At 39.8% G+C, this 26,518-nt stretch carries 21 protein-coding genes; 8 read left to right on the top strand and 13 right to left on the bottom strand.

Going from position 1 to position 26,518, the window contains the following annotated elements:
* Positions 1–10: 10 nt before the first annotated feature.
* Together FAZ19_RS08590 and FAZ19_RS08585 are read right to left on the bottom strand one after the other, a co-directional pair.
* Positions 11–1,864 (bottom strand): FAD-dependent oxidoreductase, encoded by a 1,854-nt coding sequence (locus tag FAZ19_RS08590; RefSeq protein WP_136820296.1) that lies wholly within the window; start codon positions 1,862–1,864, stop codon positions 11–13.
* Between the two features lie 5 nt (positions 1,865–1,869).
* Positions 1,870–2,895 (bottom strand): phosphodiester glycosidase family protein, encoded by a 1,026-nt coding sequence (locus FAZ19_RS08585; protein WP_188876090.1) that lies wholly within the window; start codon positions 2,893–2,895, stop codon positions 1,870–1,872.
* Positions 2,896–3,151: 256 nt separating this feature from the next.
* On the opposite strand from FAZ19_RS08585, the gene FAZ19_RS08580 reads away from it, so the two are divergent.
* Positions 3,152–4,375, top strand: coding sequence for an ROK family transcriptional regulator (locus FAZ19_RS08580; protein WP_136820294.1), 1,224 nt, complete (start codon positions 3,152–3,154; stop codon positions 4,373–4,375).
* 187 nt (positions 4,376–4,562) lie between these two features.
* Positions 4,563–6,620 (top strand): M48 family metallopeptidase, encoded by a 2,058-nt coding sequence (locus tag FAZ19_RS08575; RefSeq protein WP_136820293.1) that lies wholly within the window; start codon positions 4,563–4,565, stop codon positions 6,618–6,620.
* A 57-nt stretch (positions 6,621–6,677) separates the two neighbouring features.
* Here the strand turns inward: FAZ19_RS08575 and FAZ19_RS08570 are convergent, their stop codons facing one another.
* The 3 genes from FAZ19_RS08570 to FAZ19_RS08560 form a co-directional block, all read right to left on the bottom strand.
* Positions 6,678–8,126 (bottom strand): glyceraldehyde-3-phosphate dehydrogenase, encoded by a 1,449-nt coding sequence (locus FAZ19_RS08570; protein ID WP_136820292.1) that lies wholly within the window; start codon positions 8,124–8,126, stop codon positions 6,678–6,680.
* 200 nt (positions 8,127–8,326) lie between these two features.
* Positions 8,327–8,449, bottom strand: coding sequence for a 30S ribosomal protein THX (locus FAZ19_RS08565; RefSeq protein ID WP_136820291.1), 123 nt, complete (start codon positions 8,447–8,449; stop codon positions 8,327–8,329).
* Positions 8,450–8,530: 81 nt separating this feature from the next.
* Positions 8,531–9,997, bottom strand: a complete 1,467-nt coding sequence (locus tag FAZ19_RS08560) for a TPM domain-containing protein (protein WP_169305611.1) — start codon at positions 9,995–9,997, stop codon at positions 8,531–8,533.
* Positions 9,998–10,171: 174 nt separating this feature from the next.
* Here FAZ19_RS08560 and FAZ19_RS08555 point away from each other — a divergent pair, with 174 nt between their 5' ends.
* From FAZ19_RS08555 to FAZ19_RS08545, 3 genes are all read left to right on the top strand, one after another.
* The gene (locus FAZ19_RS08555) at positions 10,172–12,172 is read left to right on the top strand and encodes an FUSC family protein (RefSeq protein WP_136820289.1); all 2,001 of its coding nucleotides are present in this window, start codon (positions 10,172–10,174) and stop codon (positions 12,170–12,172) included.
* A 94-nt stretch (positions 12,173–12,266) separates the two neighbouring features.
* Complete coding sequence (locus FAZ19_RS08550) at positions 12,267–12,788, top strand: GNAT family N-acetyltransferase (RefSeq protein WP_136820288.1); 522 nt, start codon at positions 12,267–12,269, stop codon at positions 12,786–12,788.
* A gap of 121 nt (positions 12,789–12,909) precedes the next feature.
* Positions 12,910–14,499 carry an ABC-F family ATP-binding cassette domain-containing protein gene (locus FAZ19_RS08545; RefSeq protein ID WP_136820287.1) on the top strand — a complete coding sequence of 530 codons (1,590 nt, stop codon included), beginning with the start codon at positions 12,910–12,912 and terminating at the stop codon, positions 14,497–14,499.
* 91 nt (positions 14,500–14,590) lie between these two features.
* Here the strand turns inward: FAZ19_RS08545 and FAZ19_RS08540 are convergent, their stop codons facing one another.
* The 6 genes from FAZ19_RS08540 to FAZ19_RS08515 all read right to left on the bottom strand — a co-directional run bounded on the left by FAZ19_RS08540 (position 14,591) and on the right by FAZ19_RS08515 (position 19,975).
* Complete coding sequence (locus FAZ19_RS08540) at positions 14,591–15,202, bottom strand: arsenate-mycothiol transferase ArsC (protein WP_136820286.1); 612 nt, start codon at positions 15,200–15,202, stop codon at positions 14,591–14,593.
* 82 nt (positions 15,203–15,284) lie between these two features.
* The gene (locus FAZ19_RS08535; RefSeq protein ID WP_136820285.1) at positions 15,285–15,758 is read right to left on the bottom strand and encodes a DUF6428 family protein; all 474 of its coding nucleotides are present in this window, start codon (positions 15,756–15,758) and stop codon (positions 15,285–15,287) included.
* 213 nt (positions 15,759–15,971) lie between these two features.
* On the bottom strand, positions 15,972–16,820 hold the full coding sequence (locus tag FAZ19_RS08530) for a mechanosensitive ion channel family protein (protein ID WP_136820284.1): 849 nt from the start codon (positions 16,818–16,820) through the stop codon (positions 15,972–15,974).
* Between the two features lie 126 nt (positions 16,821–16,946).
* Positions 16,947–17,765 (bottom strand): ion transporter, encoded by an 819-nt coding sequence (locus FAZ19_RS08525; protein ID WP_136820283.1) that lies wholly within the window; start codon positions 17,763–17,765, stop codon positions 16,947–16,949.
* Between the two features lie 74 nt (positions 17,766–17,839).
* Positions 17,840–18,523: a potassium channel family protein gene (locus FAZ19_RS08520; RefSeq protein WP_136820282.1), complete on the bottom strand. Its 684-nt coding sequence runs from the start codon at positions 18,521–18,523 to the stop codon at positions 17,840–17,842.
* A 69-nt stretch (positions 18,524–18,592) separates the two neighbouring features.
* On the bottom strand, positions 18,593–19,975 hold the full coding sequence (locus FAZ19_RS08515) for a TrkH family potassium uptake protein (protein ID WP_211245461.1): 1,383 nt from the start codon (positions 19,973–19,975) through the stop codon (positions 18,593–18,595).
* 141 nt (positions 19,976–20,116) lie between these two features.
* Here FAZ19_RS08515 and FAZ19_RS08510 point away from each other — a divergent pair, with 141 nt between their 5' ends.
* Positions 20,117–21,565 (top strand): alanine/glycine:cation symporter family protein, encoded by a 1,449-nt coding sequence (locus FAZ19_RS08510; RefSeq protein WP_136820281.1) that lies wholly within the window; start codon positions 20,117–20,119, stop codon positions 21,563–21,565.
* Between the two features lie 3 nt (positions 21,566–21,568).
* Positions 21,569–22,747: a Na+/H+ antiporter NhaA gene (nhaA, locus tag FAZ19_RS08505; RefSeq protein WP_136820280.1), complete on the top strand. Its 1,179-nt coding sequence runs from the start codon at positions 21,569–21,571 to the stop codon at positions 22,745–22,747.
* A gap of 36 nt (positions 22,748–22,783) precedes the next feature.
* On the opposite strand, the gene FAZ19_RS08500 is transcribed toward nhaA, so the two are convergent.
* Together FAZ19_RS08500 and guaB are read right to left on the bottom strand one after the other, a co-directional pair.
* Positions 22,784–24,076 (bottom strand): DUF389 domain-containing protein, encoded by a 1,293-nt coding sequence (locus tag FAZ19_RS08500; RefSeq protein ID WP_136820279.1) that lies wholly within the window; start codon positions 24,074–24,076, stop codon positions 22,784–22,786.
* 127 nt (positions 24,077–24,203) lie between these two features.
* Entirely contained in the window at positions 24,204–25,679 is a 1,476-nt protein-coding gene (gene guaB, locus FAZ19_RS08495; RefSeq protein ID WP_136820278.1) for an IMP dehydrogenase, read from the bottom strand.
* A gap of 205 nt (positions 25,680–25,884) precedes the next feature.
* Here guaB and FAZ19_RS08490 point away from each other — a divergent pair, with 205 nt between their 5' ends.
* Positions 25,885–26,364 (top strand): hypothetical protein, encoded by a 480-nt coding sequence (locus FAZ19_RS08490; protein WP_136820277.1) that lies wholly within the window; start codon positions 25,885–25,887, stop codon positions 26,362–26,364.
* The last annotated feature ends 154 nt before the right edge of the window (positions 26,365–26,518 follow it).

Below are 26,518 nucleotides of genomic sequence, written 5' to 3'. Positions count from 1 at the left end.
AGGTTAAAAATTATCTTTTAATATTTCCGTTAAAATCTACTTCTAGGTTGAATAACTGCAAATGCGCATCGATCAAAATTGCCGCTAATCTTCTATTCAAAGCAGTCGTACCATTTATTTGATCTTTTATACCGGCGCGATGTAATATTTCGATTACCCGTGCCAGCGATATCTCTTTCTGTGCTGCCGCAAAAATTTCTTGTAAACTTTCCACCGTCAATGGCGCCCCCGAGGCGGTCCAATTGTCCTTCAGCATGGGATAATAATCGCGCAGTCCAGTCAATAACTCAAATTCACTAATCTCTCGTTCAGGGTAGAACCAGGTCTGATTAGCCCATTTGTAGGGAACACCGAAACCTTTTAATACGCCCGTAGCTCCCATCTTATGCAAGGTCTTAAAATGTGGGTCTGTTGGCGGCACATCGATATATGGCATTACATACGCCTTGTAATCGAGCAGGGTCGACTGTACATCTCGGATGGATACCTGAGACGGTGGTATATTTTTCCGCACAGCTAACGCCGCGAGTACGCCCGAAGCCTGTCCGATCCCCAGCACAACAGGTTGTAATCGAGTGGCGCCGTTGACAATATTACTCACACCTATACTTTTCTCGGCAACAATCAAGCCTTCAAAATCTTTCGGAATCAAGCTACCCATTGGCACATTGTAAGAGGGCACACGAATCTTAACAAAGTCTATCTCAGGCACATTACCGTATTTATAATGATGATGATCGATCGTATAATCTCCTACGATGACCCCCGTTCGGTAGTATGCCTCCGGGGTCTCGAAAGGCATCATCACATGCTGCAAGGCAAATAATGATTTAGCGTCAAGACGTCGTGATTCACGGTGATAGGGTATCATCGGAAAACCATCCTCGGTCGGGTATTCGTCGTAATCTATTCCTAGGTTCTTATAGCCCAACTCTTTTTGGATGTAGTACACAAACCGTAGCGTCATCTGTTTAGCTTCTTCCAACATCTTCATGCGCTCGGTAGGCGTCTTTTCAACAATATTCAAGTAGATGTCATTGCCTTTCTTCGGCCAATTGATCATGAATTTATTATTGGGTAGACGACCATAGGTTAACATTTTAAAGCAATCGTTATTATCTTGGTTGAAGGTAGCGGGATCTGACACATCGCAACAACCCGCAAATTCGGCAATATCGTAATTTTTAGGCTTCTTGATCGTCTTGTCCACTCCTTTGCCAAAATCTTTGAGCGTAATCACGTAGGTAAGGTCTTGCAAAATATCATTTCCTTCCGTCAAAGCATAAGATTCCTTTGTCAATGATTTACTATCCATACCTAAATAATAAGGTATTTTCAAAGCGGCCATTACATCTCCTAATTCTGTTGCGTCGATCAACACGTTACCTTCTATAAGGGAGTTTTTGCCCGATTTGGATTTGATCCCCACTGACCAACCATCTTTATGCTTCTTAATATTTTCCCATCTTGTTTCATAAAGCACCTGAATATTGCTCTCATTAGCAACCATCTGCTGCAAGATGCTATTACCCACCGAAGGTTCGAAGAGCGTATTGCTTACCCACCCTGTCTCAACGTTCTCGGGACCACCATAGTGTTGGTACAGATGTTCTCTAAATTCTCCCCACAAACCTGAAGGTAGTCTATGGTTTCCGTCTATTGCGGAGACACCTGCAGAAGTCAACATACCTCCCAACCAAGCTGTTTCTTCGATCACAACTACAGTTACACCTAAACGGGAAGCCTGGATAGCCGCCATTGTTCCGCTGGCGCCTCCGCCAACTATAATGACATCAGTTTTGATTTGGGCTATGCTTATACATTGAATGATAACAACCAAAGCCAATAAACAATAATATCGCATATATACTATCTCTTTTTTACGATTAATGCACTCACAACATTTCTTTCACCAGCAGCATCGGATGGTACGACTGTCTTTTGACCATCCACCACCAACGAGGTCGATCCTCCACCATCTAAGTTAACCGCACCCATGCAACCGACAGCTAACATTTCCTCAGCCAGCTCCTGCATTGTTAAGCCAGGTATTTCTGTAGATCCACCCTGAGCAGCTACTATCACCACGTTACCATTTTTCAGATAACCTATAGCTGAACGCGGTCTAGCGGATGAAGGTGTTGCACTTGCAGTCACCATCTCCGCTACATCTGTAATATTAATAACGGAATCCATTACCAACATGGGAGATCCACCAATCGACGTTTGTTTGTCCCAAAGTACACCGCCGGCAGGAAAGGCATTAGAAGGTCGCGCTTGTGGTGGTGCACCCTCAGCATTAGGACTAGGTATCGAATAAGCATAAAGCCCCCCGGCCCCAGCCGTGACATTATACACCCAAGCCACTGAAGGTACATAACTACTGCTCAATCCGAAAGCGGCCCGAGTAGGATAGTATGGAGTTGACACGCCGTTATAACTGCGATTCAGTGAGGCTACGTTCGTCGCATTCACAACCCCATTGTACTGCACTAAGCTCAGACTACTTGTTCCAAAGAAGTATCCACCATTGATACAGGCATACACATCTCCAGATTCATCGTTATAAAAAGCGGTAGGTGTTTTAGCAGAAGAGGACAACACTGGCTTCAGCTCAATATTTAGCTTTGGATTGAACGCCAACAAGAATAAGCTCGCTCCCTTAGCATTTATTGCAGCAGTTCTTTTATAGACTTCAATACCTTTCGGAAAGGTGGTCATCAAATTGGATTGTTTCTCCCAAACCGTGGGATCCAATTCGATTACAGGTTTATCCTGTTTATACTTATCCAATTGATAGATGGAATAAAGTCCGACTTCTTCGGCTTTTTGACATGCATACTGCGATCCGATCAATAGACTAGTAATTGCGATCGTATAGAGTTTTCTAATCATAATTATTGGTTTACTCATACAAATTAGGTAAAACGTTAAATTTAGTGTCGCTGTAACCCATTGACGACACTAAATTATTAAAATATTTTAATAACGTAAACTTTTTAATAATTTTTTTTAAAATTAACATTTCAATATTGTGCAATTATCTATATACTCATGTTATTTTATATATAATATTCACAACTTAAACCTATATTAACAATATTATTGTTATACTTGTATTACAACTAAAGCCTATTAGGCCCGTTTATATATGACTTTTTTTGAAGATCTAGGTGCTGAAAACGTTTCTGGAGTTGCTTACAAAAACAATTCTATTAAAAAGGAAATTGTCGGCATACTCTCGATTTCTAGTAACACAACAATTTCTGAGTTGAGTAAACAGCTAAAACTTAGTGTTCCGAAAGTGACCAATTTGATAAACGAGCTTATTGAGGAGGGATTAGTAAAAGATTTTGGAAAATCAACTACCCTGAGTGGAAGAAAGCCCAATGTCTATGGCCTTGTACCTACTTCTGGCTTTTTCATCGGGGTAGACGTTAAACACAACCATGTAAATATAGGTCTCATTGATCTTAACAAGCAAATTGTTGCTATAAGTGAAAATCTGCCTTATAAATTAGATAATAACCGTGAGTCGCTTGAGGAGTTGTGCTCCATTATTAAGTCATTTATAAAAAAAACCTCGGTACCTCGAGAGAAAATATTGGCTTTAGGCTTAAATCTTACAGGTCGAATTAATTATAAAACGGGCTACAGTTACAGTTTTTTTCATTTCAGCGAAAAACCATTAAGCAAGTATCTGGAAGATACTTTACATATCAAGACTTTTATTGAGAACGATTCCCGGGCGATGGCCTACGGTGAGTTTATGGCAGGTGTCGTGAAGAATGAAAAAAACGTCCTCTTTCTGAACCTTGATTATGGCATTGGTATGGGCACTGTGATAAACGGTCAGATATATTACGGAAAATCTGGTTTTGCTGGTGAATTCGGGCACCTTCCACTTTTCGATAACGAAGTAATTTGCCAATGCGGCAAAAAGGGTTGTCTTGAAACCGAAGCATCTGGCCGGGCGTTGACCCAACTATTTGCACAAAAAATCAAAAACGGCTATACCAGTAGCTTGACAAATTACATGCAACCTGATCAAATAAAACTTAAAAATATTATTGAAGCAGTCAACAATGACGATGTGCTTGCCATTGATCTCATAGCCGAGATTGGCGAAAAAATAGGTAGAGGCATCGCGCTTTTAATCAACCTATATAATCCAGAGCTAATCGTTCTTGGTGGTCCGCTATCCCAAACCAACGACTATATCTTATTGCCAATAAAGAGTGCTATAAATAAGTATTCGCTTAATTTGGTTAATACTGACACTCAGATAAAGCTATCTGTACTTCAGGAGAAAGCAGGCGTTATTGGTGCTTGTCTTTTGGTAAGAGACCGCCTATTAGACATCAAATACGCGTAATACAAAAGAGGAACTCCCGCCCTTGGAGAAAAATCAGAACAACTAGTCGTTCGTTCAGACAACTATATGGAAGGCTTTGGTTGCTAGCAGTTATGGAAATGGTGACCTAATGTAGACGCAAATCATGAAATAATAAGATATATGATCAATTATTTTTTTTATTTTAGTTCCGTAATTAATCTACACTATGAACGTCCAAACCTCTCCTAGCTTTAAAAAAGAAGCAAAAAAAACGGTTTTTTCCATTCTCGTTTTTGCCTTCACCTATCTTCTGTTATTTATTCTTAGCATCGGCCTCACCGCAGCCTGTGTCTACGCAGGGATCGCACTCATCGCCTTCACACCTTCTATCCCCACGCTTGGATTAGGATTGGCGTTAATCGCTTCGGCATTTACCATACTCATTTATCTAATCAAGTTTATTTTTGCGTCATCCAAAACCGACTTAAGCCATCTAACCGAGATTAGCGCTAGCGATGAACCTAGGTTATTCACACTCATTACCGAAATTGTCCAAGAAGTGGACACCAAATTTCCGAAGAAAGTGTACCTATCACATGATGTAAATGCATCCGTCTTTTACGACTCTAATTTTTGGAGCATGTTTTTACCGATTCAAAAGAATCTTCAGATTGGAATGGGACTAGTTAACTCCGTAACACAGCAAGAATTAAAAGCTATTCTCGCACACGAATTTGGTCACTTCTCCCAAAAGAGTATGAAACTAGGCAGCTATGTATATAATGTCAATCAGATCATATACAATATGCTATACAAAAATGAGTCCCTGAATAAAATGAATGAGAAATGGGCATCAATAAATGGATATGCAGTGATCTTCATTGGCGCATCAGCTTTTGTTATCAAAGGAATCCAAAAAATTCTTCAGCAGCTTTACGCCTATATTAACATCAATTATATGGCATTATCCAGAGAGATGGAGTTCCATGCCGATGAAATTGCTGCAAATGTTGCGGGATCTAAAGCACTATCAGAGTCTTTACTGCGTCTGAGCTTTTCTAATTTTGCGCTGGAGAATGTGCTAAGCTTTTACGATGAACGTGTGAAATTAAACGTCAAAAGTCAAAATTTATATACTGAGCAGCAGTTCGTTATGCAATTTTTAGCGACAAAGAACAAATATCCCTTTCGTGGAGCATTCCCCGTCATAGAATTAGAACAAATTAAAAAATACAACAAATCTAAACTAAACATTGAGAATCAATGGGCCTCACATCCCTCCGATGAGGATCGGATCAATGCCCTCAATAGGCTGAATATTATCAAAACCAACACCGACGATTCGCCAGCAATTACCCTATTTGAAAACAATGGTGCAATTGCCAAACAGATTTCGAATGCATTATTTGCCCATATACAATATGCGGAGACGCCAAATGAATTAAATCCCGAAAAGTTTACCGAAGAATTTATCGCTGATTTTGAAAAAAACGCATTCGATGAGTTGTACAATGGCTTTTATGACAACAATAACCCGGTAATTGAAGGTCTGCCCATGATCGATAAATCAATTTTTGAAATCGAAGTACAGGAATTATTCAACGACGAAAAAGTCGAAGCGATATACGAGTTAGTTGCACTGAAAAATGACAAAGAAATACTTCTAGCAATCCAAAAAGATGAGATTAAAATAAAAACCTTTGACTACAATGGCATCAAACATCGAAAAGACGAAGCATATCTTGTGCTACAAAAAGTCGAAGAGGAGATTGCAGAAAAAGAAACGGAGATCAGAAACAATAATATAGCAGTTTTTCGATTCTTTTACACACTTGCTCGACTACAAAATAGAGAAGGAGAATTATATACACTTTATTCTGAATTTGTAAAAATTGACAAACAGTACGACGAAAAAATCAATTTTTACAACTCGTTAATAGAAACGACCAATTTTATTTTTCAGACCACTCCATTTGATGAAATAACGGCGCACCTAGAAGATTTAAAAAAGCTAGAACCAAAATTAAAAAATGAACTTACCGCACTACTAAAAGCACCTCTGATCGCAGAGAAGTTGGATGAAAGTGCAAAAATTTCGCTCCAAACATATACACAAAACACCTTGCATTATTTTAATGTAGATGCCTATCATGATGACAATCTTGCTCATCTCTTCTCGGCCATCAACTATTATCACCAACTGATGGCAAGACAGTATTTTCTCAAGAAACAAACAATATTAAGATTTCAGAAAGAATTGTTATCCAGTGGAGGTTTAACGTAAAAAAACGGGCTACCGATATTACATTTTGAAAATTGGAGTTGGCAGCCCGCTAGGTTATCAATAATAAGTATATCTTCTTACTCCGGCTATATGCCGAGCTAGTCGCATGACTTGATGCGTATAACCATACTCATTGTCGTACCAGATATATAGTACAATATTTTTACCATCGCTGGAGACGATGGTTGCTGGAGCGTCTACGATAGAAGAAAAGGTAGTCCCTATACAGTCGGACGATACGAGTTCATCATTATTTGAATAGTTAATCTGTTCTACAAGATTTCCATGTAAGGCGGCATTTTGCAGTAAGCTTTTGAGTTGCTCAATGGAAGTTTTATTTACTATTTCCAGATTTAGAATAGCAAGAGATCCGTTTGGCACGGGCACGCGAATTGCATTTGAGGTTAGCTTTCCGGCCAAAGAAGGAATCGCTTTTGCAACGGCAGTACCTGCCCCCGTTTCTGTAATCACCATATTAACAGCTGCCGCACGCCCGCGCCTTGCCTTCCTGTGCATATTGTCAACCAAGTTCTGATCATTCGTGTAAGAATGAATAGTTTCTACATGGCCCTTTATAATTTTCAGTTCGCTTTCGATCAATTGAAGGATCGGCGCAATAGCATTTGTGGTACACGAAGCCGCAGAGACGATACGATGTGAATCCATCGTTACGGATTGTTCATTAACACCAAATACCACATTCGGAATGCCCTTTCCCGGCGCAGTAAGTAATACCTGCGCGATTCCCCCAGAAATTAAATGCCGTGACAGTTGCTTTTCGTCCCTAAATGCTCCGGTGTTATCAATCAATAAAGCATCCTGAATTCCGTACGCATAATAGTCGATATGCTCAGGTTCCTGTGCGGAGATAACATGAACCGTAATCCCATTAACGATCAACGCATTACGAGACACATCTACTTCTACCTGTCCATCAAACCGACCATGAATAGAATCATTCCGCAGCAACGCTGCCCGTTTTTCCAGCGTTTTCACATCGATATTATCACGCGTCACAATCGCACGCAATCGTAGTTGTTTGCCAGCCCCAGCTTTAGCAATAAGTTCACGTGCCAACAAGCGTCCAATTCGTCCAAAACCGTATAGCACCACATCACGTGGTACGAAGGAATTATGCGGCTTGGCAAGTTGTAACTCTCCTATCAAGAAATGCACTATGTCGGTATCCTCTACCGATTTTTCGCGCAACCTTAGTATCAGTTTTCCAATATCTATCCGAGCAGGACATAGATGTAACTCCATCAAAACTTTAACGATTTTAACAGAGTCAAATACAGAAATAGATTGTCCGGTTAATTCTTGGGAAATGCTGTGTACATTCAAAATATGACTGACCCTGCGATCGACAAGTTGGTTCCTAAATAAAACCAATTCGACCGCGTGGTTATACCATAGATTGCTGACCATTGCCACCAATTTGGTTGCAGCGTTTTGCTTTGTCGTATATGTTTTGATTTCCTGCTCTAAAACAGCGTTAGTTGACATCTTCGTTTACAATTGATAATCCGGATGCAAACATATATAATTATTTCAATACAAAATTGTAAAAATTATAAAAATAATAATCCATAGAGATAAATACGGTATTTTATTGCCATATTTAAAATTTTACACAGAAAAAAATATAATTATTTCAAATTAATTTTCAACCAAAAAAGAAAGAAGAGGATTTAACCTCCTCTCCTTTACTCTTCTTTAGCTGGTACTTCTTCCTTTTTAGGTTTTTGATTTTTCGCTCCGGGTCGACTATTACCATATGACCCCATCACTATTTTACCTTTCCTGGTCTTTTTATCACCTTTTCCCATTATGTTATGTTTTTGTAAATTAAAGATTAACTACTATAACCTCACAACAAGAATAGACGAACAATGTTTGTTTTATTTTTATTACCACCGTCCGCCTGCGCCTCCACCTCCAGAGGAGCCCCCCCCGAAACTACCACTACTACTTGAAGAACCACCGCCTGATGATGATCCTCCTCCCGAAGAACTTCCGGAAGAGCTACGCACGCGCATCGGAATCACATAGGTCCCTTTTGAATCCTCATAAGAACAATGACGGCAGATGTCTTTCTGTTCACCCTTACCTTCTGATGAGTAGGTAGCCGCTCGAAGTTCTACTTCAACGCTAGTCTCTAAGGTCTTGTATGCACAAGAAGGACAAAGTGCATAACGATTACTCCCGTCCCACCCTATAATACGTGATTCATTTGTATTGGAATTAAGCCATATTTCATAAGTCTGGCTATTCAGTTTCTCTTCCTTCTGTTGTCCTTTATCCAAATATTTAGCCAACTTGACGTTACGCTCATCCCTATCCACCCGAGTCCAGTTGCCACTATCATCGGGCGGGTTTAAGCGGGCCTTATTTTGGCCAGCACGTTTCCATATCATCCCCAAATCATAGTATGCAAGCGGTGCCAATAACGCAGGGAAAAAACCCCAAAGCATGAATTTGTTAAGCGCTTCACCTCTATTCCCTACATCTTTATAGGAATCGGAGATAGCTGTTCTACTGGCATGGAATTTCATCGCTAGAACAAGGCTTCCTAAGATCGCAATAAAATAAGGCAGATTTGCAAATTGGTATACCTGGCCTAAATTATTGAAGATAAAAACAAATACAAATAAGGAAAGAAACATCAGCAACCCCATACAGCCGCAACCGCTGATTATCGGATGCAGCTGTCCTTTCTTTTTCTTTACTTTCCCTCGCAGTCTGCGTGTAAGCCACTCCAACCATATATATAACCCGGTGAACAAAGACAGGATTAAAAGTGTATTTTTGGTGTATGGCTGTTGGATACTCCAGAACGGGACAGGTTTCGGCATCATACGTTCTAGTTCAGCTCGCGCATCTGGAGATTGTAAAATATGATGCACAAACCGAGAAGCTTCCAATATGCCACTATCGTATTCACCTTCCCGAAAATGAGGAACCAAATATTTTTCTCCAATCCGCTTAAGATAAGCATCGGGCAATATACCTTCCATTCCATAGCCTGAGATAAATCGATATTCCCGTCTGTCTGTTGCGACAAATAAGAGCAGACCAGTATTACTTGTCTTCTTTCCTATCCCCCAATGATTAAATATACTTAATGCAAATTCAAAATCACTATCCCCTATGTAGTCATTTACTACCACAATCGCATATTCTGCCGATGTAAGGGAATCCGTCTCTTGTGCTAATCGATTTAAATCTGCAACCGTACCTTCTGACAGAACAAAATCAGGATTACTCACGAAATACTGCTGTCCATGGTTCTTAGGATGGGGTATATTTTCGACGTTATATTGACCGTGGACGGGAAGCGTCCATACTAAGAACAAGAAAAACAACCAACTATTCATATGGTGGGCGGGTTTGCGGAAGATTAAAAGGTTCATAAAAAAAAACACTCAAAATTTAAGCCAAAAAGCCTTTTTCGTCCTTTTATGCTACGATATTTTCGAACTCCGTATCGGAAAAACGACACGGGCTCTTGTGAACAAACACCAAGTTACCTAAGTTTGCAAAAAAAACAGATGCCGGATTATAAATCTACTTCTCAGCGTATTTTTAAGTTCATTTCAGGAGAAAACAGCGGAGACGCCCTACGGAATGTCTTAACAAGTATCGTACCCAGCATCGTAATCTTTTATTGGGGATATCTCGATATTGCCATAACTGTGGGGATAAGCGCCTTGTTGTCCTCATTGACAGATCTACCAGGGAATCGCAAAGATAAATGGAAGTCTGCATTCTGGTGTATTCTCTTATTTTTTGTCGCATCGATGGCTACAGCTTATGCACTTTCTTCTCCTTGGCTACTTCTACCCCTCCTTATTATAGGGGCTTTTATCTGTACGATGCTTTCGGTATTTGGCATGCGCATGGGAATCATCGGCACGTTGGTACTCATATTAATCAGTTTTACCATCGGCTTATGGCCCGCGGATCCTATGACATTTAGTGTACAAATCACATTAGGAACAATGTGGTACTATGTAGTCAGTATCGTTCAGGTCTACATTTCTCCCTATCGTTCATTACGTCATGCCATGTCTGATGGCTTTCGAAGCATCGCGGCTTTACTCCGTGCCAAAGCACTTTGCTACGATGAACGTATCCCGATAGAGGCGGCATATAACGAACTTGGCAGGTTGCATATACAGGTAAGTGAGCAACAAGAGACTATTCGATTTTTGCTCCTGCGGGAAAAGAACTTGATGAAGGCTGAAGACGGAAAGTTTTGGCTCAATCAGGCATATGGATTAATCGATCTATACGAATTGCTAACCGCACTGGATTACGACTATGAATCAATTCGCAAAACCTTGGGTCCAGTTGGAGGACTGAAAGAGATCCGACAGTTAATTGGAATGATTGCCGATGAAATAGAATCTCTTACTAAAAACTACAGAAATAAAACACTTAACAATGTATCGCATAAATCCAGTATCGACCAAGCTTTAAATCAACTTATCGCGGTGCGGGACCAACAGGATATAGAAGCCACATCCATTCTAAGCGCCATAATTGAGAATATTCGGTCCATCCTTGATTTTATCTTTCAGATCCGCACCGCATTTAATACAGGTACAGTGCTTCAAAATGTAGTCAAGCAGCACGAACATAAGTATTTTCTATCCCTGCCGCCCAAAGGATGGAGAGCACTGAAAAAACAGATCACCTTTCATTCGACCATATTTCCCTTTGCCTTACGCTTAGCGGTTTTATTTGGTGTGGGTGGACTAGTGGGATTAGCCTTTCCCGAATACAGGTATACCTATTGGATCCTTCTAACTATTGCTATTGTAGCCAGACCAGGCTTTGCTACTACTCAAAAACGAAACTATCAACGTATAATCGGTACACTGACTGGGATTTTATTGGGTCTACTTCTGTTATACACGATAGCCGACGGAGCTACCCTACTTATTGTTGCTGCAGTTTGTCTTTACGGTTTTTTCCTATTTAACAGACCCAACTATCTTATCAGCGTTTTATTTATCACCGCCGCAATTGTAATCGCATTAAACAGCTACGAAGGAAATATCGACGATATCTTAGGAAGTCGGATCGCATTTACGCTAATTGGATCACTATTGGCTGCGATTGGCTATTTTTTTATCCCGACACGGCAAAAAAAAGGAATGCTAAATTTAGCGGGATCAGTAGTACGTAGTAACAGTGCATATTTTCAGGTCGTAATGGCGCTGTTAAAAGCATATACTGTTGACATGTATTCCCTTCGCCTAGCCCGAAAAAAGGCGCAGACGGCACTGGCTGCTTTTTCTGACGCGACTAACCAGTTACAAAAAGAACCCGGCAGTAAAAAGAAAGATTGGTCCGAATTAAATAAATTTCACATGTTAGCCTATCGGATTAATTCGCTAATCGTGGGTCTTTCCCTGCATATTTCACTACAAAATCAGTCCGATTTAAAATCATATCTACTAGAGGATCGTGGAAAAGCTATCGGTAAATTGTTGGTACAGCTAGACGAGTTATCAACCGCATTGCTAAACAAACCCACTTCGTAAAATCGCTAAATCATCCGCAAAATATGCGATATTAAAATCGGAATGCTATCTTTATGGAAGACAGCCATATTATCTAAATAATAAAAAAATAACAATGAAGAATCTCACATTCAGAGATGCCACACAAAACGATTTGGAAAGAATCGTTGAAATATATAATACGACCGTAATGTCTCGAATAGTTACTGCAGATACGGAACCGGTGACTGTGGCAAGTCGACAAAAATGGTTTGAGGAACACAGTCCGACAAAACGTCCTTTGTGGATAGTACAGAACAGCGAGGACGAAATTATCGGTTGGGTAAGCTTTCAGTCCTTTTATGGACGAGCGGCTTACGATGCCACGGTAGAAATCAGTATCTATCTGGATACCGTGGTAAGGGGTAAAGGTCTAGGAAAAGAAATATTACAATATAGTATAGGGCGTGCACCAAAATTCGGAATTAAGACACTGCTTGCATTCATTTTCGCGCATAACGAGCCTAGTTTGAAACTGTTTAAACATTTCGGGTTTGAAGATTGGGCCACCTTACCCCATATCGCAGAACTGGACGGTCAGGAACGAAGTTTAAAAATTTTAGGAAAGAGGATTAGTAGTTTTTTTCAAGATAAATAAGTAAGTTTGCACCATTAAATTTCCACTCCATGTAAGAGCAACTTCTTTCCCATTGTATATAAAACATGATCATACCCGAGAAGGGTGTATGTATTTTTTATTAATCGCTGAAAGAAACAATATGCTTATTTTACAAAACATCTCCTATACACATCCCAATAAAGATCTGTTGTTTAAAAATATCGATCTCACTATAAATGATCACGAGAAAATCGCGTTGATTGGAAACAATGGTGTCGGGAAGTCTACACTATTACGCATAATAGTAGGCGAACTAGAAGCTACCGCAGGTACTGTAATTACATCAGATCTCGCTTACCATATTCCTCAAATATTTGGACAGTTCAACCATCTCTCGGTAGGCGAGGCACTGAAGGTCGCAGATAAGATCGCGGCATTTTATGCTATTTTAGAAGGTAACGCGACAGACGAGAATCTGTCCATTTTGGATGACGACTGGACTATTGAAGATCGTTGCAAAGATGCACTCCGGTATTGGCAACTTGATGATATAGCATTATCAGATTCGTTAGCCGATCTGAGTGGCGGACAAAAAACGAAAGCTTTCTTAGCAGGGATAAGCATTCATCGACCGAAATTCGTGGTAATGGATGAACCCAGCAATCATCTCGATGAAAATAGTCGCCAATTGCTTTGCGATTTTATCACAGAACAGACGGCTACAATGATTATCGTAAGCCATGATAGAAGATTACTGAATTTACTGGACAAAATCCATGAGTTGCACAGCAGCAACATCGCGAGCTATGGTGGCAACTATGAATTCTACACGGCACAGAAGGAAATAGAAAAGGTGGCTCTCCAACATGATATCAAAAGTCATGAAAAATCACTAAAAAAAGCAAAGGAAAAAGAACGCGACACCTTGGAAAGACAACAAAAGCTAGATGCCAGAGGTAGAAAGAAACAAGAAAAAGCAGGTCTTCCGACGATTGTCATGAATACCCTTAAAAACAATGCGGAACGGAGTACGTCGAAGATTAAAGGTATTCATACCGGAAAAATAAACGGTATATCACAGGAACTTACTAATCTTCGAGCAGAACAACCCGATATAGATAAGATGAAATTTAACTTCAGCTCGTCTAGTTTACATCAGGGAAAAGTGCTATTCGAGGCATCGAATATTAATTTCGATTATGATAAGGGGCCTATTTGGCAGCCACCGCTCTCCTTCCGGATTATAAGCGGCGAACGTATTGCCTTATGCGGAACAAACGGATCAGGTAAAACAACCCTGATAAATATGCTGTTACACAAACTCAACCCGACAACAGGAACCTTGTTCTGTGCAGACAACAAAGCAGTTTATATCGATCAAGACTATTCTCTTATACAACCCGACTTATCTGTTTACGAGCAAGCACAAGAATATAATAGCTCTGCTTTGCTCGAACATGAAGTAAAAATTCGATTAAGTCGCTTTTTATTCAGTAAAGACACGTGGGATAAAAACTGTTCATTGCTCAGTGGTGGAGAAAAAATGAGATTATTGTTATGCTGCTTGACACTCGACGACAAATCCCCCGATATCCTAATTCTCGACGAACCGACTAATAATTTAGACATCCAGAACATTGAGATTCTGACAGCTGCAATAAATGCCTATCACGGAACATTAATTATCGTCTCGCATGATGTAATCTTTAGACAGCAAATTAACGTAGAACGCGATTTAGTATTGAGTTAACTTTCACTCGATCAGTTTTCAGCAATGGGTTAGCAGTGGCTATTATTGATGCTTTCAATATTTGAAAGCATCAATCGGTTTTAGCGTCTAACTACTTCGTAATTTGAGAAAAAACATGCGACATTTCAGCCGCTATCTGCAAACTTCGTTCGCTGTAAACTTCTGTTTGCTCCGGAGTATTGTCGGAGATTTTCGGATCTTCAAATGTAATGGGTATTCTTTTCTCGGCCCCCGCAATAAAAGGACATCCCCCATCTGCCTGTGAACAGGTCATTACGGCTGCAAATGACGCCGATGGATTAAACAGGCTATCGTATTTCTTGGAAAAGCCAATAACGGGCAAAGCGCTATCGTCATACTTTACTGCATATACCGGATTATTACCTTCCGCAATTTTAAAAATTGTAAATCCCTGATTGGATAATGTCTCTGCTACTTTGGGAAAGAGAGCGGTTTCCTCTGTTCCACCAGAGTAACAATATACATTTGGAATATTATAATGGAAAGCCGCGGCCTGTGCCCATATTTGGGCGAAATGACTTCTACGGGAGTTATGCGTACAGATGAAATTGATATTTACATTCTCCCCCTTTTTTACTTTTAGTTGTATAAAATCTACTAAAGGTTGTAAAATTTCTTTTCGCTCTTCACTAACAATCTGTTGTTGAACGCTTTTGATCGTTTGAGATAATTCTTTATACATTTTTATACGATTAAATAGGGTATAATAAATAATCCCACATCGCACTACCAATATGACTATAGGTGCAATGTGGCTTATTTTTTTAACAACATCCCGAATTTGGGGTACAACATGAAGATTGATTTACGCTTAGTTCGATTAGATTTTTCTTCTGTTTCTCCGACGGAATGCCACAAGCATCTTCAGCCAGGCAAGCTGTCGTTTTATTTTTCAACACAAATATCTTTCCATTGAAATCTAAATCATATTTTCCGATGGTATCACTTTGGTATTCTACCTCAATTTCTGCATCTTCAATACCCAACTTATCTTCAGATAGTTGAATAATCTTCAATAGCTTTTCGGGCTTCAGTCGGTGCTCATAGTCATCAGCATTCCATAGTTGGAAATTGACGACCGTTTCATTGCGAACAATACCGCCACAGTCAATAAATTTCTTATCGATCTGTCCCACTTCGGTAACGTGGAAATGCTCAGGAATCCCTGTTCCATCTTCTAGTTGAAATTCAACATTGTTCAATTTCGGTAAGATTTCTTTAATCTGTTCAAGTGTCATACTGTTTTATTTTTAAATGTTGTTAAGAACCAAAACGGTTTCTGATAACTTTATAAGTATTGAATATTATACTGCGATCTACTAACTAGTTCACAATATAATATAACATTGCAATATTACGATAATATACTCAAACAAACAAAAAATTAGAAATATATTTCTAATTAGTATCTAGCATAACTATAGTATATGCTAGATACTTAAATAACAGCTTTAGCTTTTGTTGCGAATGTGAATATCACGTTGCGGGTAAGGAATTTCTATGCCTGCATGATCTAAAGCAGCTTTGCAAGCTATCAGCAGCTGCTCATTCATTGTCCAAAAATTTTCGTTGGAGGTCGTCGCCCGAACAGAAAGATTAATGGCATTATCGCCAAGCTCCGTAACAACCACTTGAGGTGCAGGGTCTTCAAAAGCAAACTCATTATTTTTTATAACTTCCAGCAAAATTTCCTTTGCTTGCTTGAGATCCGCATCATATGAAACCCCTATATCAAACCACGTGCGACGGGTACCCATCTGCGTATAATTCGTTATACTACTATTAGATAATTCGCCGTTCGGAACAACCACCAATTGATTCTGGGGTGTTACCAGTTTCGTATTGAAGATATCTATTACCTGTATAGTGCCTGATATACCTGAGCTGGATGAAATATAGTCACCGACTCTAAATGGTTTAAGCAAAAGAATCAAAATCCCTCCTGCAAAATTAGAAAGAGAGCCCTGAAGAGCGAGTCCGATAGCCAAACCAGCCGCACCGATTATCGCAACAAAGGCAGATGTTTGTACGCCCAACTGCGTAACGACGACAATAAAAAGCAATATGTTTAAGCCCCAACTAATCAAATTACCCAGAAAGCGTTGTAAAGAAACATCCATCTCACGCCGCTCAAAAGTCTTTTCAGCCGTACGCTTAATAATCCTAATTAACCAGGAACCAATTAAATAGATAAGTATCGCTGATGCTACCGCAATTAAAATTCGGGGTACCCAGGCAACCGCTGATGCCAAGAGTTTGTCCCAATGTTGTTGAACTTCATTAAATTCCAAGTTTTCCATAGTATCTTCCGTAAATAGTACAGCTTCAAAACTAAAAAATAAATACACGAATACCAACCTGATTCCTCTTATGTTAGAAATCAGGCTAGTATTGTTGAAAAAAATGCCGTTGGGAGACAATGGGTATTACTTTAATTTAAGAGCTACACCACAGTTAGAACAAAAACGCGAATTCGGATCGTAAATAGGGCTTTGGCACATCTTACATTGTCGCTTCGATCCCTCCGTTGCCTTAGCCATTTCCACAGACACAATACCGGTAGGAACGGCAATTATTCCATATCCGATAATCATCAATACACTTGCGAGCAGTTGCCCGGCAGGACTTTGAGGAGATATATCACCATACCCAACCGTAGTAATCGTGACGATTGCCCAATAAATAGAAACCGGAATACTTGTAAAACCGCTTTCTCCGCCTTCAATAACGTACATCAATGTCCCGATTATCGTAACCAATGTAAGTACGCTGGATAAAAATACCGTGATCTTATACATACTCGCTTTCAGCGCAGTTCGCAAAATATTGCTTTCTGAAAGAAAACGGGTGAGCTTTAGTATTCGAAAGACCCTTAACAACCGGAGTGCTCTAACCACAACAAGGTATTGTGTACCCGCAAAAAATAAACTTACGTACGCTGGTAAAAAAGCCAATAAATCAATTAGGCCATAAAAACTAAAGATATAACGCCTCGCCCGATGTACGCTATAAATACGAAGCGCGTACTCCATCGTAAAGCAGGCTGTAAAAAACCACTCCGCTATACGTATGGCAAGTAGATGCTGGTTTCTAAAACTTTCCACACTTTCTAACACTACAGAAAGAATACTCAAAACAATAAGCCAAAGTAATACCACGTCAAAAAGCTTCCCCAAAGCGGTATCTGACCTAAATATCACGATATAGATCTTTTTCCTTAAAATATCATTTCTTCTTTTTGCCATAACTACTATCCTTCAACACAACACGCATATCTTATTTTGGTTGCAACAAAAGCTATATATCTACATCATATGTTTTATTTCAAAAAACGTTTAATATGATCATTATGTCCGTAGATTGCTAATATATCTCCTTCCTGCAACTTCGTATCAGGTTTAGGTATACCATGTAAAACCGTGGTTACAATGCGATCAACACCAAATACACTATTTTTTTCACTATTTTTCAATATGGTTAAAATCAAGAGCTCGTATTTCTCTCTAAATCCTATTTCCTGAATAGTGCGACCAACATATTTTTCAGGTACCACCACTTCGACAATAGAATATCGATTATTCAACTCAAATGAGTCGATAAGCCCCGTCATACAAAGCTTCTTCGACCACCGCTCAGCCGACTCTTCCTCAGGATGTGCAATTTCGGTTACGCCAAGCGCGTATAACACCTTTTCGTGGAGATTATTCACCGCTCTACTGATAAGCCTTTTGACATTCGCCTCCCGACATAAGGCAGTCACCATGATATTTGCCCCCTCATCCTCACCAATTGCTACGATAACAACGTCAGTATCCTTCAACGGCAATTTACGAAACGCAATTTCATCTGTAGCATCAATACTTATAGTATGGGTAATCTTTTCTTTTAATGCGGTAATTTTTTCAATTCGCTGGTCTACACCTATTACCTCGTTGCCTTGAATAGTCAATTTCTCTGCTAAGGATGCACCATAATTTCCTAGTCCTATTACAATAAATTTCATCTATAATTATTTAATTCCTATTCTTCATCTTATACGTCCACTTTCGCTCGCTTTCAACCCTAGAACCTTTTAATTGATCGTCAGCTCCTCTGAAGCATACCGATAATGCGTAAACTTCATTTTTTGAATTAAAGCAATTAAAATAGTCAACATGGTAACACGTCCGATAAACATGGTAACGATTAAAACCAACTTGCTGGCCGTAGATAACTGCGCGGTAAGGCCTAAACTCAACCCGACGGTACTATATGCCGAAAAACATTCAAAAACAATATCAAGAAGATGTAGTTCCGGCTGAAAATAGGATATAGCAAACACCGCAGCCCCAATAACCAGTAGGGACAAAAATATAGTTGCAAAAGCCCGTTGCACGGTCTTTGTCCCAATCTCTCTTCTAAATGCTTCTACCCGGTCAGCTCCCCGAATCAACGTCGTTACATTCAAAAAAGCCACGGCAAAACTACTTGTTTTTATTCCCCCTCCGGTAGAGTTGGGAGAAGCACCTATCCACATTAAAAAAATAATAAGCAAAGTGGAAGAAAATTGAAGCTGCGAAAAGTCGATGGAATTATATCCCGCAGTACGTGGTGTGGTGGCCGTTGCAAAGGCGATCACGATCTTACCAACTGTACTATGTTCGGCAAACACGTGGTCCGCTTCCTTAAAGTATAATATCGCAGTAGCTATTAGGGTAATTAAACCTGTAGTAATTAAATTAACTCGGCTATTAAGCGTTACCACCCAGGGAAGATGAGCCCGCTCCCGCGTCGTAATGAGCTTAAATATTCTTTTTATTAGATGCTTAACATATTTTAGCACATTGATCACGATCGGAAAACCAAGCCCACCAAATATATATATCACCGCTATAACGAATTGGAAATTATAATTAAATAACACACTATCTTCCATTAACCCATTGGATAGTGTCGAGAACCCGGCATTACAAAATGAGGAGATGGCATGAAATAAAGAAAAGAATGCCTGCTGGAAAAAACCTTCATCAGAATACTGATATGTGGTGATATAAATCAACAATGCTCCCACCAGTTCGATCCCAAATGTGATGATCATAATCCGTCTCAAGAGGACCCAAACTTCGCCTAAACGATCTGTACTAAAAAAATCCTTGAATACAAGCTGATCGGCATATGTACTGGACCCCGTAAAGAAATAACTAAAGAAACTTGCAAAACTTAATATTCCAATTCCACCAGCCTGAATCAGAAGCATGATAAAAAACTGCCCATATATCGTGAAATGTGTAGCCGTATCTACAACGATTAGTCCGGTAACGCAGACCGCACTCGTCGCGGTAAATAAAGCGTCGATAACCGAAATCGGTTGATTTAAGGAGATCGGTAGTTTTAAAAGTAAAGTCCCTATGATGATTAATCCCACAAAACTATAGATAAAAAGCTGTGCGGGATTCATTAATCTTTTAATAATCACGTATATACTATTTTAACAGGGGGTAAAGGTAGGAGTTTTTTGGGATTTCAAGCTTTTATTTCACAGGGAAAATTCGATTTTGTAAACGATATTTAAAATATAAATTGTATTTTGGAGCCTTCTCAAATTATCCTTAAACTAATGGAAAATATCATTAATGCAATATACAATATAGTCTGGAGTGATGCGCTGGTATACTTGTGTATGCTATCGGGTTTATACTTTACCATTCGATTTAAATTTCCACAAATCCGGTATATCAAAGATATGATAACTCTTCTTTTTAAAGGAGGTAAATCTGAAGACGGAAGCGAATCTGAAAAGGGGATTTCTTCGTTTCAGGCATTTTCTTTGGCCATCTCTGGACGTGTAGGAACTGGAAATATTGCCGGAGTAGCTACAGCAATTGGGATGGGTGGACCTGGAGCTGTTTTCTGGATGTGGATGATAGCGATAGTTGGAAGTGCCTCCGCAATTATCGAGGCGACACTCGGGCAATTATACAAAGAAGTAAAGGATGGTCAATACCGCGGTGGACCAGCCTTTTATATTTTAAAAGGTTTAAACAACAAACCTTTTGCTTGGGCTTTCGCTATTGTAACGGTTCTGAGCACAGGTTTTCTACTCCCTAGCGTACAAAGCAATAGTATTTCCATCGCTCTCGAATCCTCCTTCAATTTTTCTCCGATTACGACAGGTTTATGTTTAGTTTTCTTTTTGGCGATTATCATTATAGGGGGCGTAAAGCGGATCTCAAAGGTCGCCGAGTTTGTCGTACCCTTCATGGCAGGGTCTTATATCCTCATGGCAATTGTCATCATCGGTTTTAATATTTCACAGATTCCAGCTATATTTTCATTGATACTAGACTCTGCATTCGGTGGGCATGCTGCATTCGGTGGTATCGTGGGGACGGCCATTTCATGGGGTGTAAAACGCGGAATTTACAGTAATGAGGCTGGCCAAGGTACGGCTCCTCATGCTGCTGCAGCAGCAGCGGTATCTCACCCCATTAAACAAGGGCTTGTACAAGGCTTTTCGGTATATGTTGACACCCTATTTGTATGTACCGCTACGGCGTTTATGATCCTGTTTACAGGAATGTATAATGTGGAAAATCCGGCAGGCGGATTTATTGTGCAAAATCTACCAAATGCGCAGATGGGGCCGGAATTCACACAGTATGCCGTATCCCAGCATTTCCCGAATATCGGAAGTGCTTTTGTCGCCTTAGCGTTGACATTCTTTGCTTTTACAACCATCATGGCTTATTATTATATTGCAGAAACCAATATTAGTTTTATCAGTGGAAAAAGAAAAAACACACTATTACTATGGGGTCTACGAATTTTAATATTAGTATCGACTTACGTGGGCTGCGTCACTACGGCAAAAGATGTATGGACATTAGGTGACATAGGTGTAGGTTTGATGGCCTGGCTCAATATAATTGCTATTATTTTCCTGCATGGAAAAGTGTACAAGTTAATGCAGGACTACGACAGTCAGAAAAAACAAAAAATAGATCCGAAATTTAACAACTCTCTTTATCAATTCAAAAATGCTAATTTTTGGAACAAACACGATTAAAATATGGCTAAACTAATTAATTTACGCGTCTTCAACGATTTCTTGCGATCAAGTAATGCAGGTGGAATCATTCTTTTTGCAGGTGTGATATTGTCTATGATTATTGCTAATTCTCCATTTGGAGTTACATTTGCTAACTTTCTAGACACCGAGATCGGATTCGAGAACGAGTCTATACACCTCAATTACTCCATCCTTCTCTGGATTAATGACGGCCTCATGGCTATATTCTTTTTACTTGTAGGACTTGAAATTAAAAGAGAGCTCGTAGAGGGAGAATTATCTTCCCCTAAACAAGCACTACTCCCTATTTTAGCGGCCATAGGGGGTGCTATAGTACCCGCGTTGATTTATGCCTTCATTAATAAAGGTACAGATACAGCAAGTGGGTGGGGGATACCGATGGCAACAGATATTGCATTTGCGCTGGCAGTTATTACGATGCTAGGCAATAAGGTACCAACATCGCTCAAGATCTTTTTAGCCGCACTTGCCATTGTAGATGATCTACTTGCCATATTAGTCATCGCACTCTTCTACAGCTCGGATCTGCATACCAATTACTTATTTATTGCCCTTGGTATCTTCGCCTTTCTTATCTTGCTCAATTATTTAGGGGTAAAAGCAATTTGGGCCTATCTAATTCCGGGCGTATTTATTTGGTACTTCGTACACCATTCCGGCATACATGCCACCATTGCCGGGGTATTAGTCGCGCTAACACTTCCTACAACACCCGATGCAAAGGAATCGGCTCTCGAAAAACTGGAACACGCATTGACCAAACCTGTTAATTTTTTAATTGTCCCCATCTTTGCAATAGCGAACACAAATATCACCATTCATTCAGAGATGATGGCGGGACTTACCTCCGCTTTAGGAATAGGCATCATGACCGGCTTAGTAATTGGTAAATCAGTTGGTATTCTGGGAATATCTTTTTTAGCAAAGAAGCTTGGTTTATGTAATTTGCCGGAAGGAGCTAATTGGCGACATATTCTAGGTGTAGGATTTTTAGGTGGAATCGGATTTACGATGTCAATATTTATATCTATCTTATCTTTCTCCAATCCGTTATATGTTGAAGAAGCCAAATTGGCCGTACTTTTAGGTTCTTTGCTATCAGGACTAATTGGATATCTCTTATTATCTGTACGATCAAATGCAAAAGGAGCTTCTTAAGCAAGCTCCTTTTGCATTATATCTTAAGATTATTAACTACCTCTTGAGGACAATAACGCTATCCTTAGGGTATTGATTCTTAAGCCAACCCGATAATTTAAATAGTTCTGCTTCCTCTAATTCTGTATTCGCGTCATAGATTAATGCGATGGACTGTATGCTGCTGTCTGCACTAACGTACCCAGTCTGTCGACCTATTGTATAACTTGTAATCTGCGGGAACAAGACTTGTATATTTTTGTTCAGCTGTGGATGATCGAGTTCAAATCTTGAAATTCTGTTACTGAGATTTCTAATGGTAATATCTTTTTCAGACACCACATAAGATTGTTTATTTATTTCCTTCAAGATATCAGCCTTGAGGTCTAAACTATCCTGTCTAATGATAAGTTCTGTATTACTAATACCAAAATTTTTTAGACGCTCTTGAAAGGTCTGTATTTCCCGATCATCCATTTTTTTAGACAAAAAAGCCAATTCTATCTTTTTGGGTTTGGCATTAAATTGCAAACGCTCATATATGATGGTATACCCCCTATCTACGAACTCCTGTTGAATAAATTGGTTTACTTTATTCACATACTTGCGCTCTTGCAGAAGGATATACGCAAAATAAAAACTGGGCAACACCAATACTAAAATCAAGAAGGTAATACTTCTTGTAATTCGCTTCTCCTTTTTTGCGTCGACGAAATTGATTTTCGGATATTTTAAATACTTTACAATAACAAAAGTCGCTAAGCAGATAAAAAAACAATTGATAAAATACAGATATATTGCACCAGCAAAGAAGGCTAGATTGCCGATGGCTAAACCATAGCCCGCTGTACATAAAGGAGGCATTAATGCGGTTGCAATTGCTACTCCCGGAATGGGATTTCCTTTATTTTCGCGCGTGATTGCAATGACCCCCACCAAGCCACCAAAAACAGCGATCAAGACATCATATATATTAGGTGATGTACGCGCCAACAATTCTGACTGCGCATCTTTAAAGGGGCTCAACAAAAAGTAAATAAAAGAAACTACCAAAGAAATCAGTGTCGCGATACCTAAATTCTTCATTGACTTTTTAAGCAATGGAAAATTATAAGTGCCCAACGCGAAACCAGCACCGATGATTGGTCCCATTAAGGGGGATATTAGCATCGCACCAATAATAACTGCCGTTGAGTTCACATTAAGACCTACCGATGCGACAACGATCGCACAGGCTAATATCCAAGCATTTGCACCTCGGAAAGAGATATTTTTTACTACACTCTCTAATACATTCTCTTTATCATCTTCACCTTCGTGAAGGTTAAAGAAATACAAAAATTTGTTCATAGATTTTTTTTGCCCATATAATGATACCATATTTATTTCATTTCTCAAAAAAAAATGAACTTACGAAGCAAAAAAAAATAGCTTGAAAACATTTTCCAAGCTATTTTCTATTATATCTGTACTATTTTTAACCTCGACTATTGTAGTTAGGAGCTTCTTTCGTGATCTGAATATTATGTGGATGCGACTCACGTAAACCTGCGCCTGTGATACGTACAAACTGTGCTTCCTGAAGTTGTGCTATAGATCCGGCTCCACAATACCCCATCGAAGCGCGTAATCCACCTATATACTGATATACTACTTCTGCTAAAGTACCTTTATAAGGTACACGCCCCACAATACCCTCTGGCACTAACTTCTTAATATCATCCTCTACATCTTGGAAATAACGATCTTTAGACCCTTTCTCCATCGCCTCTACCGATCCCATACCCCGATAAGATTTGAATTTCCGTCCCTCTAATAAGATGGTTTCTCCCGGAGCCTCTTCTACCCCAGCGAAAAGAGAACCTGCCATTATGGTATCCGCACCCGCGGCAATTGCCTTTGCGATATCACCCGTTTGCTTAATACCACCATCCGCAATAACAGGGACGCCCGTACCTTTTAATGCTTTCGCTACCTCGTATACGGCATACAATTGTGGCACACCCACACCGGCAATGATGCGAGTCGTACAGATAGATCCCGGACCAATACCAACTTTTACCCCGTCTGCTCCGGCATCCGCTAATGCCTTAGCCGCTGCCCCTGTAGCGATATTTCCGACGATCACCTGCAGTTCCGGGTATTTTGATTTCACCTCCTTCAGCTTGTTGATCACTCCCAAGGAATGACCATGTGCCGTGTCAATAGTCACCACATCAACCCCAGCCTTTACCAGTGCATCCACACGTTCTACTGTATCTGGTGTAACGCCGACCGCCGCACCAACCAACAACCTACCATGTCCATCTTTGGCCGCATTGGGATAATGTTTATATTTTTGGATATCCTTAAAGGTAATCAAACCTTTAAGGTTATAATTAGCATCGACAACTGGTAGCTTTTCTATTTTATAGTTTTGAAGTATTTCTTCTGCTCTGACCAGATCCGTACCTTCCGGGGCGACAACGAGGTTATCCTTCGTCATAAGTTCGCTAATAGGTCTTGCCATATCTTTTTGAAAACGAAGATCTCTATTGGTAACAATTCCAACCAATCTACCATCCAGGGCGATGACAGGGATACCACCTATTTTGTGCTCCTTCATAATAGCAAAGGCGTCACCCACTGTCGCGTTTTTCAATAAGGTAACGGGATCCTGAATCATTCCACTCTCCGAGCGCTTTACTTTACGTACTTCCGCCGCCTGCTGATCAATGGTCATGTTCTTGTGCAACATCCCTATTCCACCAGCCTGCGCTATCGCAATAGCCAAATCAAACTCCGTAACAGTATCCATAGCCGCTGATACCAACGGTATATTGAGCTTGATTTTTTTGGTAAGATATGTACTGGTATCTACGTCTCTTGGTAGAATCTCTGAATATGCTGGGATCAATAAGACATCGTCATATGTAAGTCCTTCAGCTACGAATTTTTGTGGATCTAATTGCATGGCAAATACGTTCTGGGTTTTCTATTTGCCAGGCAAAATTACAAAAAAAAACGTTTTCATCAAATAAAAACTACTATTTCAAGAGAAATGACAATCCGATTATAAAGGCATATGGTACGTAATATAATGTTGAACATTCTATTTTGGCAAGCTCTTTGCAAGGTTTCATTGAGAAGAAAAATGATTAAAACACAAATTAGTAAAAATGAAAAAAGTAATTCTATCATTATTTTCGGCCTCAGTGCTGACACTAGCAACCTTTGAGGCAAATGCGCAGGCCTATAAAACGGCCCTAGGACTGGCTATCGATGCTGGCGACGGCGCTACACTATTTGGCCCCCAAATAAAGCATTCATTCGATGGAACCAACGCGGGTAATGCCCAGGTATTATTTGGAGATCATGTAACCATAATCGGAGCCGACTATTCTTATAACCAACCTTTCCGTGGAACGAATGGTTTGGGATGGTATGTAGGGGTTGGTCCACAGATTGCCTTTGTTGACCATTGGGGCGACGACGATCATGCGCATTTTGCCGTACGTCCAGCTGCAGGTCTAGAATACAAAATTCCAACCGCACCTTTAGCTTTTCATTTTGATTGGAAACCTTGGTGGAACCTTTCGCACGAGTCGGATTTCGAACCCGCCCGTTTTACGCTAGGTTTTAAATTTACATTAAAATAATTATTATTTTCGCGAATTCGCTAACAACGAATTCGCGATTTTGCTAATCAGCAAAATCCGCCCTTCCCCTATCTGTTAATTTTTCAATAGATATCTTCAATTTTAGTTTTCTTTATACAAAATTTTTATACCTTTGCGGTTCTTGGTAAATTAT

The organism is Sphingobacterium alkalisoli (genome assembly GCF_005049105.1).
Classification (GTDB): Bacteria; Bacteroidota; Bacteroidia; order Sphingobacteriales; family Sphingobacteriaceae; genus Sphingobacterium; species Sphingobacterium alkalisoli.
The sequence above is the reverse complement of the archived record's forward strand: the minus strand, read 5'-3'. Positions and strand labels throughout refer to the sequence as shown.